Source organism: Arsenicibacter rosenii (assembly GCF_001870735.1).
Classification (GTDB): Bacteria; Bacteroidota; Bacteroidia; order Cytophagales; family Spirosomataceae; genus Arsenicibacter; species Arsenicibacter rosenii.
On sequence record NZ_MORL01000007.1, the window covers coordinates 243972 to 268125 of the forward strand.

At 49.3% G+C, this 24154-nt stretch carries 23 protein-coding genes and 1 pseudogene; 12 read left to right on the forward strand and 12 right to left on the reverse strand.

What is annotated here, in order from left to right; translation table 11 throughout:
• Positions 1–16: 16 nt before the first annotated feature.
• The 7 genes from BLX24_RS15420 (at position 17) to BLX24_RS15450 (ending at position 6471) form a co-directional block, all read left to right on the forward strand.
• A complete protein-coding gene (locus BLX24_RS15420; protein WP_071504046.1) occupies positions 17–370 on the forward strand; it encodes a heavy-metal-associated domain-containing protein in 354 nt (117 codons plus the stop codon).
• A 377-nt stretch (positions 371–747) separates the two neighbouring features.
• Positions 748–1530, forward strand: coding sequence for an alpha/beta fold hydrolase (locus BLX24_RS15425; protein WP_071504047.1), 783 nt, complete (start codon positions 748–750; stop codon positions 1528–1530).
• Positions 1531–1675: 145 nt separating this feature from the next.
• On the forward strand, positions 1676–2344 hold the full coding sequence (locus BLX24_RS15430; protein WP_071504048.1) for a CBS domain-containing protein: 669 nt from the start codon (positions 1676–1678) through the stop codon (positions 2342–2344).
• 56 nt (positions 2345–2400) lie between these two features.
• Positions 2401–3276 (forward strand): NAD kinase, encoded by an 876-nt coding sequence (locus BLX24_RS15435; RefSeq protein ID WP_071504049.1) that lies wholly within the window; start codon positions 2401–2403, stop codon positions 3274–3276.
• A gap of 126 nt (positions 3277–3402) precedes the next feature.
• Entirely contained in the window at positions 3403–4368 is a 966-nt protein-coding gene (locus BLX24_RS15440) for a DUF6089 family protein (protein ID WP_071504050.1), read from the forward strand.
• 57 nt (positions 4369–4425) lie between these two features.
• Positions 4426–5055 (forward strand): type IX secretion system protein PorG, encoded by a 630-nt coding sequence (porG, locus tag BLX24_RS15445; protein WP_071504148.1) that lies wholly within the window; start codon positions 4426–4428, stop codon positions 5053–5055.
• Between the two features lie 138 nt (positions 5056–5193).
• Positions 5194–6471, forward strand: coding sequence for an anthranilate phosphoribosyltransferase (locus tag BLX24_RS15450; RefSeq protein WP_071504051.1), 1278 nt, complete (start codon positions 5194–5196; stop codon positions 6469–6471).
• A gap of 34 nt (positions 6472–6505) precedes the next feature.
• Here the strand turns inward: BLX24_RS15450 and BLX24_RS15455 are convergent, their stop codons facing one another.
• From BLX24_RS15455 to BLX24_RS15470, 4 genes are all read right to left on the reverse strand, one after another.
• A complete protein-coding gene (locus BLX24_RS15455; RefSeq protein ID WP_071504052.1) occupies positions 6506–7273 on the reverse strand; it encodes a phosphatidylinositol-specific phospholipase C/glycerophosphodiester phosphodiesterase family protein in 768 nt (255 codons plus the stop codon).
• 102 nt (positions 7274–7375) lie between these two features.
• Positions 7376–8134, reverse strand: a complete 759-nt coding sequence (locus BLX24_RS15460; RefSeq protein ID WP_071504053.1) for a DUF4397 domain-containing protein — start codon at positions 8132–8134, stop codon at positions 7376–7378.
• A 38-nt stretch (positions 8135–8172) separates the two neighbouring features.
• Positions 8173–9714: a SusD/RagB family nutrient-binding outer membrane lipoprotein gene (locus BLX24_RS15465; protein WP_071504054.1), complete on the reverse strand. Its 1542-nt coding sequence runs from the start codon at positions 9712–9714 to the stop codon at positions 8173–8175.
• Between the two features lie 13 nt (positions 9715–9727).
• A complete protein-coding gene (locus BLX24_RS15470; protein ID WP_071504055.1) occupies positions 9728–12817 on the reverse strand; it encodes a SusC/RagA family TonB-linked outer membrane protein in 3090 nt (1029 codons plus the stop codon).
• 234 nt (positions 12818–13051) lie between these two features.
• Between BLX24_RS15470 and aroB the strand changes: the two genes are divergently transcribed.
• On the forward strand, positions 13052–14110 hold the full coding sequence (gene aroB, locus BLX24_RS15475; protein ID WP_071504056.1) for a 3-dehydroquinate synthase: 1059 nt from the start codon (positions 13052–13054) through the stop codon (positions 14108–14110).
• Between the two features lie 124 nt (positions 14111–14234).
• Entirely contained in the window at positions 14235–14771 is a 537-nt protein-coding gene (locus BLX24_RS15480; protein ID WP_071504057.1) for a DUF4136 domain-containing protein, read from the forward strand.
• A gap of 119 nt (positions 14772–14890) precedes the next feature.
• Here BLX24_RS15480 and gldA read toward each other — a convergent pair whose 3' ends face one another.
• A complete protein-coding gene (gene gldA / locus BLX24_RS15485) occupies positions 14891–15811 on the reverse strand; it encodes a gliding motility-associated ABC transporter ATP-binding subunit GldA (protein WP_071504058.1) in 921 nt (306 codons plus the stop codon).
• 278 nt (positions 15812–16089) lie between these two features.
• Here gldA and BLX24_RS15490 point away from each other — a divergent pair, with 278 nt between their 5' ends.
• From BLX24_RS15490 to BLX24_RS15500, 3 genes are all read left to right on the forward strand, one after another.
• A complete protein-coding gene (locus BLX24_RS15490; RefSeq protein WP_071504059.1) occupies positions 16090–17778 on the forward strand; it encodes an amino acid permease in 1689 nt (562 codons plus the stop codon).
• Between the two features lie 93 nt (positions 17779–17871).
• Entirely contained in the window at positions 17872–18249 is a 378-nt protein-coding gene (locus BLX24_RS15495) for a phage holin family protein (RefSeq protein WP_071504060.1), read from the forward strand.
• A 244-nt stretch (positions 18250–18493) separates the two neighbouring features.
• On the forward strand, positions 18494–19567 hold the full coding sequence (locus BLX24_RS15500) for a glycosyltransferase family 9 protein (protein ID WP_177225848.1): 1074 nt from the start codon (positions 18494–18496) through the stop codon (positions 19565–19567).
• Between the two features lie 94 nt (positions 19568–19661).
• On the opposite strand, the gene BLX24_RS15505 is transcribed toward BLX24_RS15500, so the two are convergent.
• The 7 genes and pseudogenes from BLX24_RS15505 to panC form a co-directional block, all read right to left on the reverse strand.
• A complete protein-coding gene (locus tag BLX24_RS15505; protein WP_071504062.1) occupies positions 19662–20351 on the reverse strand; it encodes a zinc metallopeptidase in 690 nt (229 codons plus the stop codon).
• Positions 20352–20480: 129 nt separating this feature from the next.
• Positions 20481–20960: a D-glycero-beta-D-manno-heptose 1-phosphate adenylyltransferase gene (gene rfaE2 / locus BLX24_RS15510; protein ID WP_071504063.1), complete on the reverse strand. Its 480-nt coding sequence runs from the start codon at positions 20958–20960 to the stop codon at positions 20481–20483.
• 11 nt (positions 20961–20971) lie between these two features.
• The gene (locus BLX24_RS15515; RefSeq protein ID WP_071504064.1) at positions 20972–22030 is read right to left on the reverse strand and encodes a lysylphosphatidylglycerol synthase transmembrane domain-containing protein; all 1059 of its coding nucleotides are present in this window, start codon (positions 22028–22030) and stop codon (positions 20972–20974) included.
• A gap of 146 nt (positions 22031–22176) precedes the next feature.
• Positions 22177–22530, reverse strand: coding sequence for an aspartate 1-decarboxylase (gene panD / locus BLX24_RS15520; protein WP_071504065.1), 354 nt, complete (start codon positions 22528–22530; stop codon positions 22177–22179).
• 157 nt (positions 22531–22687) lie between these two features.
• Positions 22688–22976: pseudogene (locus BLX24_RS34075) on the reverse strand (DUF5615 family PIN-like protein).
• Positions 22973–23194 carry a DUF433 domain-containing protein gene (locus BLX24_RS15525; RefSeq protein ID WP_071504066.1) on the reverse strand — a complete coding sequence of 74 codons (222 nt, stop codon included), beginning with the start codon at positions 23192–23194 and terminating at the stop codon, positions 22973–22975. Before BLX24_RS15525 ends, BLX24_RS34075 begins: the two are co-directional and overlap by 4 nt.
• A gap of 19 nt (positions 23195–23213) precedes the next feature.
• Complete coding sequence (panC, locus tag BLX24_RS15530) at positions 23214–24056, reverse strand: pantoate--beta-alanine ligase (RefSeq protein WP_071504067.1); 843 nt, start codon at positions 24054–24056, stop codon at positions 23214–23216.
• Positions 24057–24154: the final 98 nt, after the last annotated feature.

Consider the following 24154-nt stretch of genomic DNA (forward strand, 5'->3'; position numbering starts at 1 on the left):
AAATTAGTCACGTAACATGAAAAAAGGATTGATGACGCTGTTTATTACAGCATTGGCGTTGGTAGCCACCTGGTCTGTAGCAGGCGATGACAAAGAGATCAAAATCAAGACATCAGCTGTGTGCGAAATGTGTAAGGAACGCATCGAGCGCAATTTATCGTATGAAAAAGGGGTGAAAGAGGCAACGCTTGACGTTAAAACCAAAGTAGTGACGATCAAGTACAATCCGAAAAAAACAGACGTGGCTAAACTGAAAGCCAATATTTCGAAAACCGGATATGATGCCGATGATGTAGTGGCCGATGAGACAGGGTATAAAAAACTGCCGGGCTGCTGCAAAAAAGACAGCCCGATGCATCACGATCACTGATCAGGCTATACGTCAGATAAAGCTCTGTTACTTCATAGTAGCAGGGCTTTTTTGTTAATCGGTAGCTGAAAAATTAAAAAGGTATTGAAAATGAACGATGTAACAATAAATAACATTAGTACTTTTTTTAGGAATTTAGGATTATTTATTGATTTTAATAATTAATTAGTTGATAATCAGATTAGAGAAAAATTAATTACTTACTTTTTTTTAGAATTTGTATTTTTGCAAAACGAGAGGACAATCATATAATCCCATAAAAGTTAATCGGTTGACACACAGGCCGCTGAACAATATTTTGTTTTAAATAGTATTTTACAGTGGATTAGTTGTATGATTGCCTAACTGAATAATTAACAATTAATACTTCAGCAGATATGAATTACCAAATCCGTGAAGAAGCTGGATTCCACTACGTAGATGAAGGTCAGGGCGATGTGCTGTTATTGCTGCACGGCTTATTTGGCGCATTGAGTAACTGGGATAGTGTTATCAATGTCTTTTCGAAACAATATAGAGTGGTAATTCCGATGATGCCGATCTATACCATGCCGATGAGGGAAGCTGGTTTGGAAGGCCTTGTTGCATTTATCGAACGTTTTCAGGCTTTTAAGGGCCTGAATGATCTGACACTGCTTGGCAATTCGTTGGGTGGTCATGTCGGGTTATTGTATACGTTTAAACACCCTGACAAGGTAAAGCGGCTGGTCCTGACCGGCAGCTCGGGGTTGTTTGAAAACTCAATGGGCGGATCGTTTCCGAAACGTGGCAGCTATGATTACATTGCTGAGCGGGTCGCCTATACCTTCTATGATCCGAAAGTGGCGACGAAGGAATTAATCGATGAGGTTTTTGACATCACCAGCAGTATCCCGAAGTGTATGAATATTGTGGCAATTGCCAAGTCAGCGCAGCGGAATAATGTGGCAAAGGATTTATCAAAAATTCAGGTACCGACGTTATTGGTGTGGGGATTAAACGATACCATTACACCGCCTGAGGTTGCCCATGAATTTAACCGGCTGATTTCCGGATCTGAGCTTCATTTTATTGATAAATGCTGTCATGCCCCAATGATGGAGCACCCTGAGCGCTTTAATGAATTGCTTATTGACTGGTTAGAACGCAATCCGGTTACGGTTCCGGCTGAGCTTTCCTGAAACATATTTACAGAAAAGCAGTCGGGAATAAGGCCATAATAAGCCGTTGGCAGGGTGTGCAAAACTTTTCGCTTAATAAGGTTTGGAAACTAAGAAAGAAATTTCTTAGTTTTCTGCCATACAGATTAGCTAAATTAACTGCATTATGCTCGCTGCTGAACTAATAGATCCTATGTTGCCCGCTTTAAAGCTAACGGATACCGTCGGCAAAGCGCTGGATTGGATGCAGGAACACCGCATCGGGCAATTAGTACTTACCGATCAGGATGAGTACAAAGGGCTGCTTGACGAAGATGGATTGATGGACGTATCAGATGATATGCTGCTGCTTTCCAACGTTATGGCCCGTCATGAGCAGCTTTTCGTTTTCGAACATCAGCACCTCTACGAAGTCCTGCAAACGGCACTCGAAAATCGCCTTGGCGTAATTGCTGTCCTGAGCGACAATAATGATTTCATGGGAACAATCTCGGTCAGTGAACTGATCAAACAGTTTGTCCGCGATCTGGGTATACTGGAGCCGGGCGCTATTCTGATCCTGAGTATTGATGAACGTGATTATTCCCTGGCAGAAATTAGCCGGTTGGTCGAATCGAATAATGTCAAGATCATAAGCTGCTATTTTTCAAGTGCTGCCTATGGAATGCCGGACAAATCCCGTCTTACACTGAAACTCAACCGGAGAGACATTACCGCTGTCGTATCAACACTTGAGCGCTTTGGCTATCAGATAGACGCTGCCTTTGCCAATGAGCCAATTGAAAGTGTAGATCAGGAGCGGCTGGACCTGTTGCTTCGTTATTTAAATACATAGTCACCGGTGCGCTGGCATTGTGTAGTCAGCCTGCGTTGTGACAAATTCCGCGAACAATGAAAATAGCCATTCACGGGCGAAACTTTACCGTTCAGACAAAGCCGTTTATACAGGCTATGTTTGATGATCTGAACGAGCGGGGAACCGAAATCCAACTATCGAACACATACCGCGAGTTTCTCAACTTTGCCGGTGTTTCCCATAATAGCCAAACCACTTATCATGCGCCGGAGGAAGTCTTCGACGCTGATTTTGTTTTAAGCCTTGGCGGAGATGGTACCCTGCTGGAAACAGTAGCACACGTAGGCGCGCGGCAAACGCCCATTGTGGGCATTAACACCGGCCGCCTCGGTTTTCTGGCGACGGTTTCGCCAAACAATATCAGAGGGATGATTCACGCCTTGTTCAATCAGCATTTTACGATTGATGAACGCTCACTGGTACACGTTCAGGCCGACCATGATATCTTTAACGGGATTCCGTTTGGCTTAAATGACTTTACCATTACCCGTACTGAAATGTCATCCATGATTACGGTACATACGTATCTGGATGGCGAGTTTCTGAACTCATATTGGGCTGATGGCCTGATTATTTCAACACCCACGGGCTCGACGGGCTATTCGTTGAGCTGCGGAGGACCTGTTCTGCTGCCGCACAATAACAACTTTATCATAACACCAATTAGTCCGCATAACCTGAATGTCCGCCCGATGATTATCATGGATACATGCCAGCTATCCTTTGAAGTCGCAAGCCGGAGCGGAAACTTTCTGGTAGCCCTCGACTCGCGCTCCCGGACAGTAGATACCTCAACGCGGATTACGCTCCGGAAAGAAAAGTTTAAGGCCCGTCTGATTAAACTTAGTGACGATAATTTCCTGAATACCCTCCGTAGTAAGCTCAATTGGGGATTTGATGTCCGGAATTAACGGGCGGTTTAATAAGCCTGGCATAATTTTAGCCTGAATGTTCAATAAAAACATCCTTTTAGCCGTTTCCGAAGTAGGTTCAATAATCCTGTACAGGAAACCAGTGTTCGGAGGGGACAGTCATTTATGAAACGTAATTATTATTTAAAAAGAGGGGTGCTCGCTCTGCTGCTGGCCGGTGGCCTGATCCATCACAGTCATGGGCAAGCTCGTAGAAATACCCATTTCTTACCATATTCTGAAGTAGGAGGAGGCATCGGCACATCCAGCTATTATGGTGAATTAGCCTCATATCGTCAGCCGGTTAAGGCAACGTTTCTGATGATGCGCTGGAATGCGGGGATTAACTATACACGGCATTTCACACCGAAACTTGCTGCCAGAGCTTCTTTTACATGGGCACGCATTTCCGGTGATGATTATACGTTTAATAAGAATAACCCGGGAAAATATCCGATACAGTTTGCCCGTAATCTTCACTTCCGGAATGACTTAAAAGAGTTTGCGATCACAGGGATCTATCAGTTTAAACCGGACGGGCGAACGCCGGAGCAACGCCCGAAAATCAATCCGTATCTGTTTGCCGGTATTGCCCTATTAGCCCATAGCCCTCAGGCAAGGACGCCTTATAGCGCAACCAATGCCGACTCCTCGCGCCGCTGGGTAAAGTTGCAGCCCTTGAATACAGAAGGACAAGGTCAGCCGGGGATGGCAAAACCTTATTCGCTGGTAACGTTATCGATTCCGGTTGGGATCGGTGTAAAATATGCCCTGAACGAAAGCTTTAATATCTCCTTTGAAGCCGGTTTCCGTTATACGTTTACCGATTATCTGGACGATGCCGGAGGAGCCTATCCGGCCGCCGGGCAACTGAGTGGACTGGCTCTCACGATGAGTGACCGGCGTAACGAAGTCATTGCCGCCCGGAAAGGCGATGATCGTACGGCTGCCTTGCAGAAACTGCAGCCAGGCTCTTTACCGGCCGAAACAACCAGAGGTACGAAAGGTATCTTGCCGGATTCGTATCTGCTGACGAGCTTACAACTGACATATGTCATTCCGGCTAAAATTAAATGCCCCCCAATCCGGTAACGAACGTAACATAAACGTAAAACTATTTTGAAATCAGGTTTTCAGGTCTGGCTGCTGATGCTACCCGGACTTTTTTTTACCCCGTTGGCCTTGGCGCAACAAATTGAAATTGGGGGTGGGTTAGGGACTTATCTCTATAAGGGAGACATATCCCCGTCAATTAATCCGCGATTTGCCCTGCCGGCGGGTAATCTCTTTTTCCGGTATAATGCGACCCGCTCCTTCTCGGCAAGGGCTGGTATCGGGATAGGCGCAATCAAGGCAGAAGACCGTGTGAGCAATGATCCGTTTCAACAAGCCCGTGATTACTCATTTCGCACAACGATCGGTGAAATTTCTGCCGATGTTGAGTATAATTTCAGGGATTTCAGAATGGTACGCTGGCCTAAAAACTGGACGCCATACGTATTTGCCGGTATTGGGTATATGGTGTATTCGCCGCGCCCGGTAAAAGATAAACGTATGATGTATCCATTGGGAGTCGGTTTTAAGTACGAATTCCGCCGTCCATGGAGTGTTGGGTTTGAGTTCGGTACCCGTTTTACAAATAACGATACATTAGATGGCCTGGGGCCAACGGCAAGTTTGGCGAAACTTCAGCAGGGTAATCTTGCCATAAAAGATAAGTATACGTATGCGGCCTTTACACTGAGCTATACATTCTATAAAATCACCTGTCCTGAATGAGAAGTTAAGTAATGGTAATAATTAAAATGTCAAAATAAAATTTTAATTATTTTTATATACTTGAAATAATATATTATCAATAATGGAAATATAAAAATTTAATATATTTGCCTCCGGACCCAATACTATGCATTAGTCATGACTGCTACATGGCCAGAAAACGTTTCAGCGGTTCCGGAAGATTCATCCCTCATGCAGGCCATCCGGCTGATTGGGGTAGGTAAAAACGGAAGCAAACCTTTACCTGACGAACTTATCCGTTCGTGTCTGGCTGAATTACAATCCGGTAATACACATCCATTACAACGTGGCGCCTTTTGGGGCGCATTAATGACCAAAGGTCCGACACCGGCTGAGCGTCAGCTTGAAACGCTGGTTGGCAGGGGAGCCTTTTCGCATCCTACGTTTTTTATTCATAAAGTTTGCCCGGACTTACCGATGGGCATGCTGCCGATTGCAACAAAACTGCTGAAAGGACATACCCTGCGGGTAAGTGAGGCCCATCAGTTAGGCGAGTATTTATTCAGGGAAGGCGGAAGTGAACTTTTTAGAGGGCTAGCCGCCAGTATTCTGCGTGTTCGTCACGAGACTAACGATGAATATCTCGGACTGATGGAAGCCGCTAAACGGACGTTTACCCCGGGCTTTAAAACCATGAGCTGCGCAGACCGGCCATTGGTGCAGATTGCCGAACCTTTCGACGGGGCAGACCATAGTTTCATGATTACCCCCTTGCTGGCCCGCTACATAAAAAGCCGGGGATACGGCACGGTTTCGATGGTCAGCCGGTCGGGTGGGCCTAAATATACCCTGAATGCGTATGACCTGTTTGTGCATCTGGGCTGTACGTTTGCGCAAAGTAATCATGAACTGTGCGATGATCCGGGGCCCTATGGCTGGGTAGTCGATCAAAAAGCGCTCTCGCCGGCTTTAGACCATTGGGTTGACCGGCGGCGTCTGCTCCTGAAACGGCCGTTTCTGGCGACCATGGAAAAACTACTGAATCCCTGCCACGCACGTATATTGGTTACGTCGGTCTTTCACATTACTTACCAGATGAAGATGGCTGAGCTGGCCTTGCTGGCTGGCTTTGACGGGGTGATTGTTATGAAACGGGGACTCGAAGGAACACTGGCGCCATCTACCAGCCGGGCATCCGGTATTCTGTGTGCCGTCCGGACGGCAAAAGGACATTTGTTCTTCCAGCATTTTGACACAACGGTTCCCGGTTTTCAGTCCTACAAAACTGAATCAGATGATGTGGTTGAGGCGTTGTTGCCGGATGAAAATGCCCGTCTGATCCGGAAATTTATGACGCAGCGCGTAACCGGAAACCTGGACTTTGATAACCGGGTACGGCTAGCCGAAGCCATGCTTGACCGTGGGCTCGACTGGATTGAAAAACAACTGGATTAAAGCAGCAGAGCCGGTAAATCTTACCGGCTCCGTTTTATTTCATTTCCCCGATACATTCGGCAACCTTATCGGTATTGATGATGTCGACACCGAGTTTGCGTAGCTGTTTCCAGCCGTTCGGCGAATCAGGAATGGCCCAGAACCGGATTGGTTTATCGTCGTTGTGGGCCCGTTTAATGATGCGTTTCAGCTTTTCGCGGTCTGCTTCCGGAATCTCACCAGTACCATCCCAGCGCGAATAGCTTTTAAAGTTATCACTCACCAGCGCTACACGCTTCAGCGTTTCTTCATCATACAGTTCGGTAGGGCGGCCATCAAACCAGATGTAGGGCGGATAGTCCAGAAACACATCCGGCTTAGGGCGGTTCCCACTGATAATCAGCTGGACAGCCATCGGATTGGCCGTCCGGTTGAAGCAGTTAATACATTTCTGTATCTGAGTTGACAGCAGTGGGAACACCTCCTCAAACTTGTCCTTCACATCAATTACCAGCGCCGGTGCATACGAACGGTCGCTGCTGATCCGGTCCTTATGTTCCGAATAACGCTTAATGATCGGATTGATGTACAGTGAATCAAGGGTTAGCGCAGGATTAATTTCTTCACGTGTATGGGCTACAACGAGCTTGCCATTGTGCAGCCATACGTCGGCTTCGATAAAATCGGCCCGGGATTCATAGGCTTGCTGAAACGGCTTTGGTTTTTCATAATCGTTGTGAGCATGTACGCGGACAGGGCCTTTCTGGGCGAATGACGTAAGGTAACAGCAACAGAAAGAAAGGAATAGGATCGTCCTTTTCATGGTAAAGGGAAGTTAGCGGATCAAGGGCAGCAAGGTAGTAAAAAAGAAATCCCCCGGCAAAGAAGACCATGCCGGGGGATGCTAAACATACCGCGATTCAGACTAACGGTTTACGTATAAGTTGATCCCCGGTGCCGGTGTACCGGTGCGCCCTGCTACTCCGCGGGTGAAGACCGTCAGAACGCGGCCCGAAGAAGTCGCCCCAAGTGTAACCGTACCAACGTTGGTAGCCGAACCTGGCAGGCGAAACGTAAACGTAGGTACTGTGTTGGCATCAACGGCAATAAATCCTGTTACACCTTTATAGGCCAGGTTTGGTGCCAGAATTGTTCCGGTACCCAAACCGATATCGTAGTTCTGGCCTGACGTCAGGTTGATAAACCGGACATAGATTTTGGTTGGATCAATGGCAGCACTAAAGTCATCATTGACCAGAAGTAACTCCGGTTTGGTTGTCGGACCGGCGACAAACAACGAGTAATACTTGTTGTCTTCCAGGGTCAGACTTTGCGAACCAACGGCCGTTGCACTGGCAGCAGTTGTTGTTGCCGGAGCTGTAACGCTGAGTGATACAGTCCCGGGCGTTACGATGGCATAATTAGACGCAAAGCTAGGCGATGTAGTATTGTAGGGCAGGCCAACCGGGTTACCGGCAAAGGTTGAGGTTGCACCAGTTGGCGTGAAACCCGTAAACTTCGCTCCGTTGATATAAAAATCAACAGGAGGGGTATCCGGAGCAGCGTGGATAAATTTAATCCGCGCCCCCGTTGTAATTGTCTCAATCGGCAATTGCAGGGCATTCTTTTCGCAGGAAATGAAGAGCACTGACGCCAGCAGAATATAGATGATATTTTTGAACATTGCTTTACAGTCTGTTTAAAGTAGGCGATTGTCGCAGATTAAGGCTGAGTGAACCAGACTGGTTTTGTATGATAATCCGGTTCCAGACCCCCTAATGGCTGAAGCGCAGCGGCGTTCCACACATACTCGGAGTTGTAGCGCGGCCGCAGACGTTGAGCTGGTTTTCCGTTATTAGCCGTAGGGTAATTAGTCGGTAACTGGAATGAGGTAAATACATCCGGGCTGTAGTTATACCGGCGAAGGTCGGCCCATTGCTCCAGGAAGCCCCAGCCCCACTGCGCGATATACTTCTGCAGCATGATCTGGCTTAATTTCAGGTCGCCCGCCGCTGTCGGAACGATAGCGGGATTGCTCAGATAGGCCGTACGGTCAGCGGCAGATACGTTGACATACGATGATGTCAGGTGCGCTTCAATCCCTTTACGGTAAGCGGCCAGTGCGGTGGCCAGGTCACCTTTCAGGTAAGCCGCCTCGGCTTTGATGAACTGGAGCTGGGCATACGTCATCAATGGGAACGGGCCTTTGTCGGTAAAGAAGTATTTACCGGTCGTACCGACAGGAGGTAAGACCGCTATCTGACCACCCCACAGGTTAGGGACACGCGTAGCAACCGGTACGCTGGTAGCAGTCGACTGACCGAGGCCGGCAATAATGCCACGGTATGTACCATCGCCGCTGGCTGATAACATAACAGGCTGGCGAGGGTCTTTAACCCCATTAAAGACTGTTCCGTCCATCAGGCGAAGCATAAAGGCCGATTGACCATATACCTGCAGGTTCTGGCGCAATGGTCCGAAGAAGCTGCCATCGGCCGTACTCAAGCCATTAAAGGTAAACATAGCATCGTCTGCATTGCTGCTCAGGGCGCTGTCTACGTAAGAAATAACCTGATCGGGTTTGTAGATCGATTTTTTGTTAGACAAATGGTGGGCATTGATAGCCAGTAAACCATAGGCAAATTTCTTCCATTTGATCCGGTCACCTTTGTAAATGATATCACCCCGACCCAGTGATGCAGTTGATACCGCTCCGTCTGAACGGTTCAGGTTTTTGATGGCTTCCTGCAACAGACGGGCGGCTTCTGCATAAGCATATTCCTGCGTATCATAGTTGAACGTGTTTTTGTTCGGGTCCTGATCGTAGGCTTCCTTAATGATAATCTCACCGTGGATGTCGGTCAGCATCTGCCAGCCCCATGCCTGAAATACCTGTCCGACGCCCAGATAATCCCAGCGCTGTTTGGCCGTGGCATCATCCATCATGTTCAGCAGGTTACGGCCACCGCGCCAGTAGACGTTCCGCCAGATTTCGCCACCGGCATCACTGTTTTGTACATAACCGTGAATATCCCATGTTGTACCAGCTACGTTATGATGCCAGTTTTGTACGTATGAGCCGATGTAGCGGGCATCAAACTGAATACCTAACACGTATTGATTCTGAATGGGTGCGAGCAATAACGGCGCTTCGACTACATCAGGGTTGTTAGGGTTTTTATTAATATCCAGATATTTATCGCAGCCACTGAGGGTCAGTGCAAGACCGGCAACCAGCAGGGCAGAAAGTTTCTTGAATGTCATTGATCAAAAATGTTTAAAGACCGATGTTGATCCCTACGTTAAACACGCGTGGCAATGGCAGGTTACCAAAGTCAATGCCCTGACCGCCAGAGCCACCGGTTGCTGTATTAGCACCATTTACACCCGGATCACCACCCGTATAGTTGGTGAGAATAAATAAGTCGTTACCGGTCACGAACAGGTTAGCTGTTTTGAACAACTTCGTACGTGCCAGCAGTGTATTTGGCAGGCTGTAACGCAGCGTAATTTCTTTCAGACGCACCCAGTTTACATCACGCTCTATAAAATTCTGGTCAGACAGACCTGAGTAATAGGCGGTGTTGTAATAAGGGATAATCTGAATGTTGTTTGGCGTAGGAGTGGCCGTGTTCTCCAGACCATCTTTCAGGACACCTTTGAAAACGAGCGGCTGCTCACGGTCTAGGGTCTTCATACTTAATCCATTGCGGAACAGGTATGACTCGGTTGCATTATACACATCGCCACCTTTCCGGATATCCAGCACGAAGCTCAGGCCAACATTTTTGTAGGTAAGGTTGTTGACCAGACCAATCACAAAGTCGGGATTCCGGTCACCCACCACGTTCCATACCGTTTCTGTAAAAGGTAAGCCAGTCAATGGGCTGATGAGGATATCGCCGTTGGCATTGCGCATGTATGAGTTACCCGTCAGCGTAGTCAGCGTACCGCCTAACCGCATACCATTCCGGACGTTACCGTAAATCCAGGTATCTGAGTTGTAGAACTCAGACTGTCCTGACGGTAATTCGGCAAGTCTGCTGTTGGTTTTTGTAAAGTTGGCCGCGATATTCCAGGTCAGATCCTTTGTACGGATCGGCTCACCATTGATGGATAACTCAACCCCGTTGTTCCAGAGGCGGCCACCGTTGATGGTCTTCAGGATGAAGCCCGTTGCGTAGCTGATCCGCAGGTCACGGATGATTTGGTTAACACTCGTTGTTTTGTAGTAGGCCAGATCAACGCCCAGCCGGTTGTTGAAAAACTTCATTTCGGTACCGACCTCAAACGACGTTACTTTTTCCGGTACCAGATACGGGTTGGGCGCAGTAAAGCCGTAGCTGAAACCACCACCGGTTGTTGTCTGGCTCTCATACGCCTGTGATGTTGAGTATTCCGGTGCTTCTTTACCCACCTGTGCGGCCGAAATCCGGAATTTACCGTAGCTCAATACGTCTTTGAATTTACCCGCCGGCAGCAGATCCGTGTAGATCAGGCTGAATGAAGCCGATGGATAGAAGAACGAACGGCTGGCCTTCGGGAACGTACTCGACCAGTCATTCCGGCCGGTTACGGTCAGGAACGCAACGTCGTTGTAGCCCAGTGTCAGATCACCAAACACACCGATGAGGCGACGCTGGCGGATAAAGTTCTTCGACTTCTGGGTCAGCGGATCCGTGTTGTTGATAGACACGAAGTTAGGGTCGAGGAATTTCTCACCGCGTGAAGCCAGCGAGTTATAGTTATAATCGTAGATGGCCTGACCAACCCGAAGAGATGAACTTAACTTACCAAAGTTTTTCTTGGCTGTAGCAAAATACTGGGTCGTAAACGTACGGTTATTATCCGTTGCCTGATCCAGCGAACCACCGATAACACCGCCCGCGCGGTTAGATTCCGGATGGTACATGAAAAGATACTGTGTTGAGTACACATCCAGACCCACACGGCCCGTCAGTGTCAGCCAGTCAGTTGGCGTGAAATTTACACCAACGTTGGTAATCGCGCGATTGCCTTTATCCTGCAGTTTATTCTTGTAAACGTCGAAATACGGGTTTTCGATTTCAGACGAGCCGGTCGTTACTTTGCGGCGTGATCCGTCCGGATTCAGGTAACTGGCCATATCATCGTTGGCAGGCCACGACAGCAAACCAAGCAGGAATGAGTTTGTCCCTTTTGACACCTTCTGGTTATCCGTATTGATGTACTGTAACGTCGATTCTACCGAAAATTTGTTGCTGATCTTAGCCGTTCCGCCCAGACTTACGTTAAGACGCTTGTATTCTGTGGTAGGAATAACGCCCTTGCTGTTGAAATAACCGGCTGATAAACGATAGGTAACGCGTTCAGACCCGCCGTCGAACGAAATGTTATGACGCTGTCCGGTTCCGTCGCGCAGGAAGCCGTCGGCATTATTGTAGAACTGCGTGGTCTCTGCATATTTCGGACCAAAGGCCGTGAAACTGGTGTTATTGGCAGAGCCGTTTACGCCCTGGCTGTAAACGCGTTGTGTTTCCGGCAGCGGGCCAACCTGCTGGCTGGTAAAGGTAGCGGAGTAAGTGATACGTCCCTGACCGGCTTTCCCTTTTTTCGTCGTGATCACGATGGCGCCGTTGGCCGCTTCAACACCGTAGAGAGCTGCCGCTTCAGGGCCTTTCAGGACCGTAATGGTCTCGATATCGTTCGGGTTAATGTCCTGGGCACGGTTCGAGAAGTCGATGTTCCGGTTTTCGAATGACTGACCGGAGATACCACCGGCAACGAACTGGTTGTTCTGAGCCGTCCGGTTATCAATCGGCATCCCGTCGATCACATAGAGCGGCTGGTTGTTGCCGCTGATGGAGTTTACCCCACGGATGATCACACCCGACGAAGCGCCCGGCATACCGCTGGATGTACCCACCTGCAAACCGGCCACGCGGCCTTGCAGGGCGTTAATGAAGTTATCGCGCTGTGAGTTAGCGAGGTCAGCTCCGTTTACTTCGGTTACGGCATAACCTAGCTGCCGTTTTTCGCGCTTGATACCAAGGGCCGTAACAACAACCTCGTTCAGACTAGACGCTTCGGCTTTCAGCGAAACGTTCAGAGACGTCGCATTGCCAAGCTGAATTTCTTGTGGTACTGTGCCGATGAAGCTGATGCGTAATGTCTGGCCCGCATTGGCCGAAATGGTAAAACGCCCGTTGGCGTCGGTGGTAGTACCACGGGTTGTGCCCTTAACAACGACGTTGGCACCCGGGATCGGCGTATTATCCTCAGCCGACGTGACCCGCCCGCTTATGGTACGCTCCTGTGCCATCACCTGGAGAGTGGTCAGCGCTACAGCGAGCAGCGCAAATAACCACTTGTGTAGAAGTTTCTGCATGGGAGTAGTTTAAAAAGTAGATTATAAGAGTAATTAGATTAAAAAATTGTTAATGAACTTACAATTTTCAAAGATTAATTCGCCTGAACAAATAAATGACAAAGAATAAATTTGGTCCTACTAAATAAATAAAGGGATTTGTCTGGTTACAAAAGACTTAGCCAAAAACTCTGTTTCTTTGCAAAAAAGTAAAAAGCGGTCATCTGATTATCAGCGGCCGAACCTTAAATTCGTATGTCATCAGTAGTCATTGCTCCGATTGCCGAAAGTTTAGCGGCCTTTCTTCAGAAAAATAATTTCTCATTCATCGCAACCATTGTCGATAACCATACGTACCGTCACTGTTATCCGGCAATTAAACCGCTGTTAAATAAGCACACGCTGATCCGGATTAAGTCGGGCGAGGAGCAGAAACACCTGCAAACCTGTGAGACCATCTGGGAGGCGTTGACAAAGGCCAATTTCGACCGCCATGCGCTGGTTCTGAATCTGGGCGGGGGCGTAATCGGTGATATGGGAGGCTTTTGCGCGGCTACCTATAAACGGGGAATCACCTTTGCGCAGATTCCGACTACGTTGTTATCGCAGGTAGATGCCAGTGTAGGCGGTAAGCTGGGAATCGACTTTCAGGGCTTCAAAAACCACATTGGTGTGTTTCAGTTGCCCGAAACAGTACTGATCGATACGGCGTTTCTGAAAACGCTGCCGGCCAGCGAACTGCGTTCAGGCTTTGCCGAGATCATCAAACATTGCCTGATTGCCGACGGGGCTAAATGGGACGAAATCCGCCGGAAAGAGCTGGCTGATCAGGACTGGCAGGATCTGGTGGCGCATTCGGTGGCAGTGAAGCAGCGGGTGGTCGAACAGGATCCGACCGAAAAAGGGTTGCGCAAAATCCTCAATTTCGGACACACGCTGGGCCACGCGGTTGAAACCTATTTTTTGACAAGGTCAGCCGAAGCGGCGCCAAAGCGGGGCGGACAAACCGGCCGGTTGTTACACGGTGAAGCTATTGCTGTCGGGATGATCGCCGAAGCCTATATCGCTTTTACGCGGCAAATGATTGAGGAAAGGTTGCTGGCGCAAATCGAAGAGTATGTATTTTCCGTATATGGTCGCGTAGCGCTTACCGATGCCGACATAGAACCGATTCTGGCATTGACGTTACAGGACAAGAAAAATAAAGGCAAGCAGGTAAGGATGGCCTTGCTGGATGGGTATGGCAGCTGCGCCTATGACATTGCCGTAACCAAAACCGAAATGCAGCAGGCGCTTGATTATTATCGGGGTTAGTGCCAAATAAACACGCCCCGAATACTTGTTTTTATCAAACAAAAAAGCTTATATTACAGTTTTCAACAAATAAAACAGCAGTTGTAACATATTGATTATTTCTATCTAAACGTATCGGTTACTCATGAGAAACGTCTTCGGTGTTCTGTTTGTACTGGCTGTGCTCAGTCTGGCTGGTTGTATGCCTGGTAAGCTGTTTGTAGAGCACGATTACAGCTATGAGGGTCACTTCAAAGATTACAAATCCTTCAACTTTCTGGAGTGCGAGTACATTGATTCTACCTTGCTTTGTTCCGACATTCAGGATGCTATCCGGCATCAGATGGAAGCACGGGGCTACAAAATCAGTAACCGCAGCCCGAACCTGTTGATTTCATACAACATCTTCCGCAGCGACCTGCGTTTCCGTGGCTATCAGCAGCCGGTGATCAAGGATTGGGTGGTGCGTGAAGACGACGAAGCAACATACAAACGGATTGACTACAATCTGGATGAGGGTACGCTGATGATTTCACTCATCGATGCCGAAACGTATCAGGTTATCTGGAAAGGGTATGCGTCTAAAATGATGCGTAATCCCAACTTCAAGAACAATTATTTCAAGGGCATTGTCCGCTCCATCTTCGACCAGTATCCGTTGATGGCTACAACGAAGAACTAACGTAGTGCTGGTATAAAGCCGGTTACTCATTGGTCTACATAGTGAGTTCTGTAGTGGTGGCACGACTTAGAGTCGTGCCACCACTTTTTTACAGGAACAAACTCAGTAATAGTATTTACTTACCCTTGGGTGAGACTCCGGAAGATGCCTTCAAGCGAGCTCGCTTCCTGCCGGAGACCGACAAGCGTCAGGCCCCGGTCGGCGGCCAGGCGGAAAATGGCAGCCCGCAGGTCCGTTTCGGCCGTTGCCGTAATGCGGTAGTGGCCATTGCCCAGGGAGTCAACCTGTTCGACGCCGGGAAGTGCCGACAGTTCCTGTGTATGGGCGAGGTCGTGCTCAAATTCTGCAACCACAGTGGCTTTATGGCCGGCCGTAGCGCGTAACTGACTCAGCGCACCGTCGGCAACGATCTTACCACGGTTGATGATGATCACCCGGTCGCAGAGCGCTTCGACTTCCTGCATAATGTGGGTCGAGAACAGGACCGTTTTATTCCGGCCGGCCTGCTTAATTACGCTGCGGATGTCGGCCAGCTGATTCGGGTCAAGGCCGGTGGTCGGTTCGTCAAGAATCAGAACTGCCGGATCGTGCAGCAGTGCCTGGGCCAGGCCGACGCGCTGCCGGTACCCTTTTGACAACTGACCAATTTTTTTACTCTGCTCGCGGGTCAGGCCCACCAGTTCGATCATATCCGAAACCCGTCGGGTCAGTAGGCTGCCGTTCAATCCGTGCAGACGGCCCGAAAACCGCAGAAATTCTTTGACGTACAGATCAAGATACAACGGGTTGTGTTCGGGCAGGTAACCAATATGCTGCCGGACATCCATCGGCGATTTGCTGACATCGAATCCTTCGACCATAACAGAACCTTGTGTTGCCGGCAGATATCCCGTCAGGATCTTCATGGTCGTAGACTTACCGGCTCCGTTAGGGCCCAGAAAACCAACGATTTCGCCGGCATTGAGCGAAAACGAAATCTGGTCAACGGCGCGCTGCCCCGTTTCGTATTGCTTGGTCAGTTGGTTGACCTCAATAGACATATTTATCAGTTCGGTTTAAGATCAGGAATACGGCAGATTACCGGAAAACCATTGATACCTTTAACAAAATATCCGCGAAACACTGCCTTCTCAACGTACAAAAAACCGGAAAGTATTTCTATTTTTAGCGTTTAAAGGCTTTTTTAGTAAAGGTACGACGGAAATTGCATGATCTGAAAATGCGTTTCCCGCTGTCTGTACATCAACGCTGGCCTGTGAGGATTAAGTATTTTAAACCGGAACGTTTCTCACTTTCACGACATATACAAACTGAATTCATGAGTACCTCCCTTTTTCGTAAAAAGTCAGTCCGGCAAGCTCTCGGCGATGCCGGAGACGGAAATTTAACAGAAGGCCATCCGGCAGAGAGCGGTGGTTTTGAGGACAAAAGCCTGGCCAAAGTGCTGGGTGTCCGCGATCTTACCTCATTCGGGATTGCCGCCATTATCGGGGCAGGTATTTTCAGTACCATTGGCCGGGCTAGTGCCGACGGTGGTCCGGCCGTATCATTGCTGTTTGTCTTTACGGCCATTGCCTGTGTGTTTACGGCGCTTAGCTACGCGCAGTTTGCCTCGACCGTACCGGTAAGTGGCAGCGCCTATACCTATGCCTATGTGGCCTTTGGCGAAATTTTTGCCTGGATTATTGGCTGGGCGCTGATTCTGGAATATGCCGTCAGCAACATGGTTGTTGCCATATCGTGGTCGGAGTATTTTACCTCCATGCTCAAAGGCTTCGGAATAAATTTCCCCGGGTACCTGGCCACCGACTATGGGTCGGCGGCGGCAGCGCATAAAGCGGTTATGGCCGGAGAGCCGGCCGATGAAGGGGTTAAATACCTGGCACAGGCCTATGCCTCCGCGCCGGACCTGGGAAGCTTTAAACTGATTATGGATTTACCGGCCGGTATCATTACCGTGTTGATAACAGCATTGGTCTACATCGGTATCAAAGAATCGCGGACTGCGAGCAACATTCTGGTTGTGCTGAAACTGGCCGTTATCGGGTTGGTTATTCTGGCCGGTGCGTTTTACATAAAACCCGAAAACTGGTCGCCCTTCGCACCAAACGGGGTGAAAGGGGTATTAAGCGGCGTTGCCTCCGTTTTCTTTGCCTTTATCGGATTTGATTCTATTTCGACAACGGCCGAGGAGTGCCGGAACCCGCAGCGTGATTTACCACGGGCCATGATCTACTGCCTCATTATCTGTACGGTGCTCTATGTCCTGATCACATTAGTGCTGACGGGTATGGTAAACTACAAAGAGCTGGGCGTTGATGATCCGCTGGCCTATGTGTTCCAGAAAGTGGGGCTGAATTTTATTGCCGGTGTTATTTCGGTAAGTGCTGTGGTCGCTATCACGAGCGCCTTGCTGGTGTATCAATTGGGACAACCACGGATCTGGATGACTATGAGCCGCGACGGACTGCTGTGGCCGAAGTTTTCGAAGATTCACCCGAAATACAAGACACCGTCCTTCGCAACGATCATGACCGGTGCCATTGTAGCCATCCCGTCGCTGTTTCTCGACATGCAGTTTTTTATTGACCTCACCAGTGTGGGTACATTTTTTGCTTTTATTCTGGTATGTGGCGGTATTCTGTATCTGGATGCCAGAGGCATTTCGCAGGAATCGAAATTCCGTGTACCATACATCAACGGCAAGTTTATCGTTGGATTCGGCTTATTGATTGCGCTGGCCTTTGCCATCAATTCCGGTGACTTTATCGGGATGATTGAAGAGAAACCATTAATGGGGATTTTCTGGATTACGTGGACCGTACTGGCGGTGCTGAGTTTTATGCATAGTTTCTCGCTGTTACCCATTCTCGGTATCCTGACAAACCTCTATCTGATGACCGAACTGGGCGTGAGCAACTGGCTGATTTTTGTTGTCTGGCTGGTGATCGGACTGGTAATTTACTTCTCATACGGGTATCGTCAGAGTAAATTGGCCCACAAATAGCCCGTTGGCGAAAGTTTCTGATTTGTTAAACGGCTTTTATTGACGTTCGGTGAGTAAGTTGTTAGATTTGGTAAACGTATACCTCCTGTTCATATGAATTTCATCTTACATCTACTCATCGACGCAGCCGTAATTTTCGGGCTTGCCTATGTGATGCCTCAGGTTGAGGTCAAGAACTTTACCAGCGCGTTGCTGGTAGCCTTTTTGCTGGCCGTTCTGAATTTCTTTCTGGGCTGGCTGATTTATTATCCGCTGCACTTGGTGACCTTCTTCCTGATGCCTTTTTTGGTGCGGCTGGTTGTAACGGCATTGATGTTAAAGTTGGTAGATAAGCTCATGTCCAGCTTTACGATTGCGGGTTTCTGGCCTGCCCTGGTCATTGCTCTGGCGGTTGCCCTGGCCGGTACCCTGATCGACGAATCGCTGGCAAAGCCCGAGATTGAACCGACTACCGTTACCATGGTAAGGTAATGCCGTCATCAGGATTAGCCTGTCGGGCTGATCCTGTACTTTTTACATATAACATGCGATTACGGCTTGTGCTTAGGCTAGCCGTAATCGCATACCAGCAAAAACAATGGGTACCCATCGAAAATATTGTGCACCCCGAAGCGTAAGTTATCCACTTCAGGTTATAGACGTATTCGCGGATATTTACGGAGAATATATCTATAAAAAACGTTCCCGCCCTAACACAGATAGTAACAAACCTGCGGTGTTGTTGCTGACATCCGGTCACCTGGGCGATGCCTTGACACTCTCGTATCTATTTCCGTTTATTAAGGAGCAGCTGCCTGGTTGTGTGATTGATGTGGTAGCAGGTAGCTGGTGCGATCCGATTCTGATCAACAATCCGTATATCCGTAAAATCATCCACCTCAATCATGCACTGACTAACCGGAGCCGGAAAAGCAGCCCGGCAAAATGGCAGGAGCATATCCGCACTACCCGCAGTGCTATCCGCGAATTACAAAAGGAATCGTATACCGTCTCAATCGATATACGATTTTCCAGCGCCCCGATGCATTTTCTGCTCCCGTTTATTCAGGTCGGTAAAACGATTGGGTTTGGCTCGCGAGGGCTGGGGGGTTGGCTGGACCACGAATATTTTTTACCGGATACGGAGTTTCATCATCTGGATGTGATTACGGCGTTGCTGAAACCGGCTTCGGTGAACGTAAATCTGTCAAGTATCAAGCCTTACTTCTCTTTTCCCGAAAAAGCAAGGGAGACCCTGGCCGGAAAACTAGGACCGGAGACGCAGCCGGCAAAACGGATTGCGCTGATTTGCCCCGAGAGCGGATCGCCGGGCCATTTCCTGCCGGATGCATTCTGGCTGGAGCTGGCCCGACGAATACTGTCAGAAACGGATTGCCGGCTCATTGTATGCGGGCAACTGGCAGCCACAAAAGAGCTGGCCGCTAAAATGCAGGCAGAAATGCCCCTATACGCCACGGATATACTGGATACGGTCAACACGTTAACGCTGTATGAACTCGCGGCTTTAGCCTCAAAAGCCGCTGTAGCCGTTACGATTGATTCGTTGCCTGCTCATTTATGCTCGGCGCTCTGCCCGACGGTCTCGTATTTTAACCACGGCGAAGGGGTGCAGTTTTTCCCGATAAACGGGCATCCGGTCTTGCTGTTCCACAACCACGAAAAGAGCCGGTACGTTGACTTTGTCCGAAAAGACTTCACGCGCAGCTACGTAACAGCGTTTGATGACACCGTTATCAATGACTCCATGACCTGGATCCGGCAGATTGTTGCTGAGGACGTTAAGCATTGAAGGGCGCAGCATTTACAGCTCTGTTCTTATAACTAGCCGAAAGCCCCGCTAAGAATTCTTAGCGGGGCTTTCGGCTTTTATAAAAAATGTCTGATTAATCGCTCCGGCGGCTGGCTCCCATCAGAATGCTGACGTAGTACAGCAACGTGGCCAGAGAGCCTACCGCAGCGACTACGTAAGTCATAGCGGCCCACCAAAGGGCGTCTTTCGCATAGCCATATTCGCGTTGTGTGACCACACCGCGGTTTTGCACCCACGCCAGCGCCCGGCGGCTGGCATCAAACTCAACCGGCAGGGTGATGAAGCTGAACAGGGTCGTTACCGCAAACAGGGCCACGCCAATCGCCAGCGGAATCGTAGTGGTGTTAATCAGCAGGATACCGCCGAGAATAACCCACTGCATCCATTGCGATGAAATGGTCAGAAACGGTACCATCGCCGAACGGAATTGCAGCGGACCGTAGGCTGTCGCATGCTGCACGGCGTGACCGCACTCGTGGGCCGCTACTGCCGCCGCCGCCACCGACCGGCCGTAATAAACATCTGCACTCAGGTTAACTGTTTTGTCCTGCGGGTTATAGTGGTCGGTCAGCATACCTTCTACCGAAAGCACCCGGACGTCATAGATACCGTTTTCCTGGAGCATCTTCTGGGCAATTTCGGCCCCGCTCAGGCCGTTGGCCAGCCCGATTTGTGAATACTCGTTGAATTTACTCTTTAACCGCCAGCTGACAATCCAGCTAACGATCATGACAATTATGCCAATTAAATAAGCACCAGCCATATGTTTATCTTCTTTTTAGGGTTGCAGTTAATGGTTGAAAAGTTGGTTACTGCGTACAAATAAAACAATTGTTTGCCGAAAAACGTCCCGCACCAGTGTCCGTTTACATACCTAAACAACCGCTTAACCCTAAAAACTGTTCTTAATTCGTTCAATCAGGGCGGTTGTTGAATAGCCTTTCACCAGTGAAATGGTCTGCACACTGCCACCGTTGGCCAGTACAAAGTCTGCCCCGACGATGTTGTCGACCGTGTAATCATCGCCTTTCACCAGAATGTCGGGCCGAACGGTTTCAATGAGCTCTTTGGGGGTCGGCTCGTCAAAAAGCGTGACCACGTCGACAAACGAAAGCGCAGCCATCAGCCGGGCGCGGGCATATTCGTTTACCACCGGCCGCAGCGGGCCTTTGATGCGGCTTACGGATGCATCAGTATTCAGACCAAGCACCAGCTTATCGCCCAGGTGGCGGGCTTTTTCGAGGTAGTCAATGTGGCCCAGGTGAACAATGTCAAAGCAGCCATTGGTAAAAACGACTTTCAGGCCGTCATGGTGCCATCGGGCAACCTGATCAACGGCTTGCTGGCGGGTGAGTATTTTGGTTTCCGTCATCGGATAAAGGATTAAATGCGGGTATTAACGGATGAATTCTGCGGGACGGGCTCAGTTTTGCGGGGCGCTTTCAGCATGACCAGTACAAAGCTGATACCGCCCAGAATCAGGACCGAAATGGTTTGCACAGCCCAGATAAACGTAGCCAGCAGGCCACCGTCTTTGCTGTCGAGGCCATAGAGCACGAGCACACTGCCAACCAGAATCTGGAATGAGCCGGTGCCGCCCGGGGTAGGAGTAGCCATCCCGATAGAGCCCACGACCAGAAACGTCAGACCGGCCAGCAGACCAAGGTGGCTCGTCTGCGGAATAGCGAAGAACAGGATATACGACATCAGGTAGTACGAGGTCCAGATCAGTACCGTATGAAACAGGAACAGCCCGGGATTCTTCAGCTTCCGCACGCTCGTCAGCCCCTCAAGCAGGCCAATCGCAAATTTCTCAATCTTCTGATAAAACGGTTTCTGCCGCAGTACTTCCTTGTATTTCTGAAATAATACCCAGGCAACGATGGCCATTCCCAGCAGGCCACCGGCAAGGTAGAGCAGCACCGGCGAACTACCGGCAGATTTGCTGCTGTTGCCACCTAATTTGGCCGAAAAAAAGTCGATAAAAAAGGTGCTGAGCCGCTCAAATTCAAGCAGGAAGGTGGCACCCAGCAGAAAAAGCAGCATCAGTACGTCGATGATGCGTTCGGCAACAACGGTGCCGAAGCTCACATTGACCGGTACATCCTCCAGCCGGTTGAGTGTACCACAACGGGTTACCTCGCCCAGACGCGGGACGAGCGTGTTGGCGAAATAGCCGGTCAGAACGGCCAGAAAAGCATTACTGCCCGTTGGTTTATAGCCTACCGGCTCCATCAGCATTCGCCAGCGAAGGGCGCGGCTGTAATGGGCCACAATAGTAAGTGCACCCGAAAGCAGCACAACGCGGTAATCCGCCTGTTTGAACCGTTCGACAATCTCGTCGACGCGGATGCCGCTGTACGTGAAGAATAACCAGAGCAGGCCCGCTGCCAGGCCAAGTGAAATCAGAAGCTTCAGGATGCTTTTCAGATCAAATGTCATAAGATAATGGGGCTTCAGCCCGTCGGATAAACAAAGAGGATAAACGGTGAACGATGTCAGGACAAGAAAAAGCCAAACCCCGTCGCAAAGTAACAGGGTTTGGCCAAAACTGTCGCGTTACTATTTCTGAGCGGAATGTATCGCAACTATCCTTTCACCAGCCGGTTATTTTCGTCGGGGAAAATAACGGTTGGTTTGTGCGTTCCGGCTTCTTCCGGCGTCATCAGGCCATAGGCGATGATAATGACGATATCGCCGACCTGAGCCCGGCGCGCGGCAGCGCCGTTGAGGCAGATAATTCCCGAACCCCGTTCACCTTTAATAACATAGGTAATCAGCCGTTCGCCGTTGTTGTTATTGACGATATGAACCTGTTCATTTTCCAGGAGTCCGGCAGCGTCCATTAAGTCTTCGTCGATGGTAATACTTCCGACATAATTCAACTCTGCCTGTGTGACCTTAACCCGGTGAATTTTTGATTTCAGTACGTTAAGAAACATGATTTGTGGTAGTTGGCGCGCAAAGGTAATGTAAAATCAGGCGCTCACCTGCATGTCGTCAGAACAGAAAACCAGGTCCTGCGGGTTCCATTGCTGATCCGGTAGTTAAAACCAGACTTTTAACATATGATGATTTAACTCAATGACGTTTGATTCCTCAAGATGGTTGATCAGCTGTTGTAACGAGGAGATCCAGCAAAGCACGATTTCTAAGGTTTCCTGTTGTCAGATAAATGAGTTTATAAGGTTGATTTTTGACGATGTAGGTGTTGAGAAAATCAGGATCTTTGGTAATAACCATTCGTTTTTCCTGCATACTTAAAGATAAAACTGTCAGAAATCTGATTGCCAGTACTAAGTGAACTCACATGAATGGCATCATACCCCTTTGACTGAAGCCACTCTGCCAACAAAAACGGCAGTTGTTCATCAATGATAAACTTCATGCGGCTAGTGGTAATGACCTGAAATGCACTAAACGAACGGCAAATTCAAGACAAGCCTTAATATCCTCAGATTCCAGATTGGGATAATCATCCATAAGCTCTTCCCATGTTGCACCCCCTGCAAGAAGTTCCAGAATTGTGCTAACTAAAAGTCTCGAACCACGGATGGTGGGTTTACCATGGCAAACATCCGGCTCAATGGTAATTCGCGGATTCATACTGGTAGACAGTTTAAAATCAGAACACTAAATTATCAATTAACCGGACTTTACCCAGATGTGCGGCAATACAGATGGCCGTCTGACCGGGTGCCTGCATTTCCGGAACCGGTTGCAGGGTGTCTGCATTGGCTACGTCAACATATTCCAGGGTAAAGCCGGGGCGCTGACTGAAAAAGCCGGTAACCGATGCCTTGGCAAGGCTCGGACTCTGGCCTTCGGCCATTAGTTCGTGGGCCATGGTGAGGGCTTCGTAAAGGGCCGGTGCGGCGGCGCGGTCTTCGGGCGACAGCAGCCGGTTCCGCGATGACATCGCCAGACCGTCGGGCTCACGAACCGTGTCGCACCGGATCAGTTCAACCGGAAAGCTCAGATCGCGGATCAGCCGGCGGATTACGGCTACCTGCTGAAGGTCCTTTTGGCCAAAATAAGCTTTATCCGGCTGGATCAGATTAAATAGTTTGGCGACAACAATGCCGACGCCGTTGAAGTGGCCGGGTCGGAAAGCACCTTCCATGACGGTTTCCAGTTCGCCGAAATTAATCCTGAGCCGGGCCGGTTCGCTGTACATTTCCTGAGCCGAAGGAGCAAAGACGAGGTCACAGCCTGCCTTTTCCAGCATCTGCTGATCCGCTTCCAGAGTCCGCGGATAGCGGGCCAGATCATCAGGGTTATTGAATTGAATAGGGTTCACAAAAACGCTGCAAACGACAAGATCGCATTCGCGGCGGGCGCGTTCAACCAGGGCAATATGACCTTCGTGCAACGCCCCCATCGTCGGGATGAGGCCAATACGCTGTCCGGCTGCCTGCGCCGCGCGTATTTGCTGCCTGAGATCGTATACAGTCTGAACTGTGAGCATGTTGTCAAGTGTAAGTTCCGGGCCAAAGGTCGGGACAACATTCTCGTTTTACAAACCATATGAACGAAATCACGCAGGTCGGGCAATCTTTTTGCACA

Bases quoted from the DNA above. Each gene is read 5' to 3' on its own strand.
- BLX24_RS15435 (WP_071504049.1), top strand. From the start codon at position 2,401: ATGAAAATAGCCATTCACGGGCGAAACTTTACCGTTCAGACAAAGCCG.
- BLX24_RS15430 (WP_071504048.1), top strand. From the start codon at position 1,676: ATGCTCGCTGCTGAACTAATAGATCCTATGTTGCCCGCTTTAAAGCTA.
- BLX24_RS15465 (WP_071504054.1), bottom strand. From the start codon at position 9,714: ATGACATTCAAGAAACTTTCTGCCCTGCTGGTTGCCGGTCTTGCACTG.
- BLX24_RS15460 (WP_071504053.1), bottom strand. From the start codon at position 8,134: ATGTTCAAAAATATCATCTATATTCTGCTGGCGTCAGTGCTCTTCATT.
- BLX24_RS15495 (WP_071504060.1), top strand. From the start codon at position 17,872: ATGAATTTCATCTTACATCTACTCATCGACGCAGCCGTAATTTTCGGG.
- BLX24_RS15515 (WP_071504064.1), bottom strand. From the start codon at position 22,030: ATGACATTTGATCTGAAAAGCATCCTGAAGCTTCTGATTTCACTTGGC.
- BLX24_RS15480 (WP_071504057.1), top strand. From the start codon at position 14,235: ATGAGAAACGTCTTCGGTGTTCTGTTTGTACTGGCTGTGCTCAGTCTG.
- porG (WP_071504148.1), top strand. From the start codon at position 4,426: ATGCTACCCGGACTTTTTTTTACCCCGTTGGCCTTGGCGCAACAAATT.
- panC (WP_071504067.1), bottom strand. From the start codon at position 24,056: ATGCTCACAGTTCAGACTGTATACGATCTCAGGCAGCAAATACGCGCG.
- BLX24_RS15505 (WP_071504062.1), bottom strand. From the start codon at position 20,351: ATGGCTGGTGCTTATTTAATTGGCATAATTGTCATGATCGTTAGCTGG.
- BLX24_RS15455 (WP_071504052.1), bottom strand. From the start codon at position 7,273: ATGAAAAGGACGATCCTATTCCTTTCTTTCTGTTGCTGTTACCTTACG.
- BLX24_RS15450 (WP_071504051.1), top strand. From the start codon at position 5,194: ATGACTGCTACATGGCCAGAAAACGTTTCAGCGGTTCCGGAAGATTCA.
- rfaE2 (WP_071504063.1), bottom strand. From the start codon at position 20,960: ATGACGGAAACCAAAATACTCACCCGCCAGCAAGCCGTTGATCAGGTT.
- BLX24_RS15470 (WP_071504055.1), bottom strand. From the start codon at position 12,817: ATGCAGAAACTTCTACACAAGTGGTTATTTGCGCTGCTCGCTGTAGCG.
- BLX24_RS15490 (WP_071504059.1), top strand. From the start codon at position 16,090: ATGAGTACCTCCCTTTTTCGTAAAAAGTCAGTCCGGCAAGCTCTCGGC.
- BLX24_RS15420 (WP_071504046.1), top strand. From the start codon at position 17: ATGAAAAAAGGATTGATGACGCTGTTTATTACAGCATTGGCGTTGGTA.
- BLX24_RS15525 (WP_071504066.1), bottom strand. From the start codon at position 23,194: ATGAATCCGCGAATTACCATTGAGCCGGATGTTTGCCATGGTAAACCC.
- BLX24_RS15440 (WP_071504050.1), top strand. From the start codon at position 3,403: ATGAAACGTAATTATTATTTAAAAAGAGGGGTGCTCGCTCTGCTGCTG.
- gldA (WP_071504058.1), bottom strand. From the start codon at position 15,811: ATGTCTATTGAGGTCAACCAACTGACCAAGCAATACGAAACGGGGCAG.
- aroB (WP_071504056.1), top strand. From the start codon at position 13,052: ATGTCATCAGTAGTCATTGCTCCGATTGCCGAAAGTTTAGCGGCCTTT.
- BLX24_RS15425 (WP_071504047.1), top strand. From the start codon at position 748: ATGAATTACCAAATCCGTGAAGAAGCTGGATTCCACTACGTAGATGAA.
- panD (WP_071504065.1), bottom strand. From the start codon at position 22,530: ATGTTTCTTAACGTACTGAAATCAAAAATTCACCGGGTTAAGGTCACA.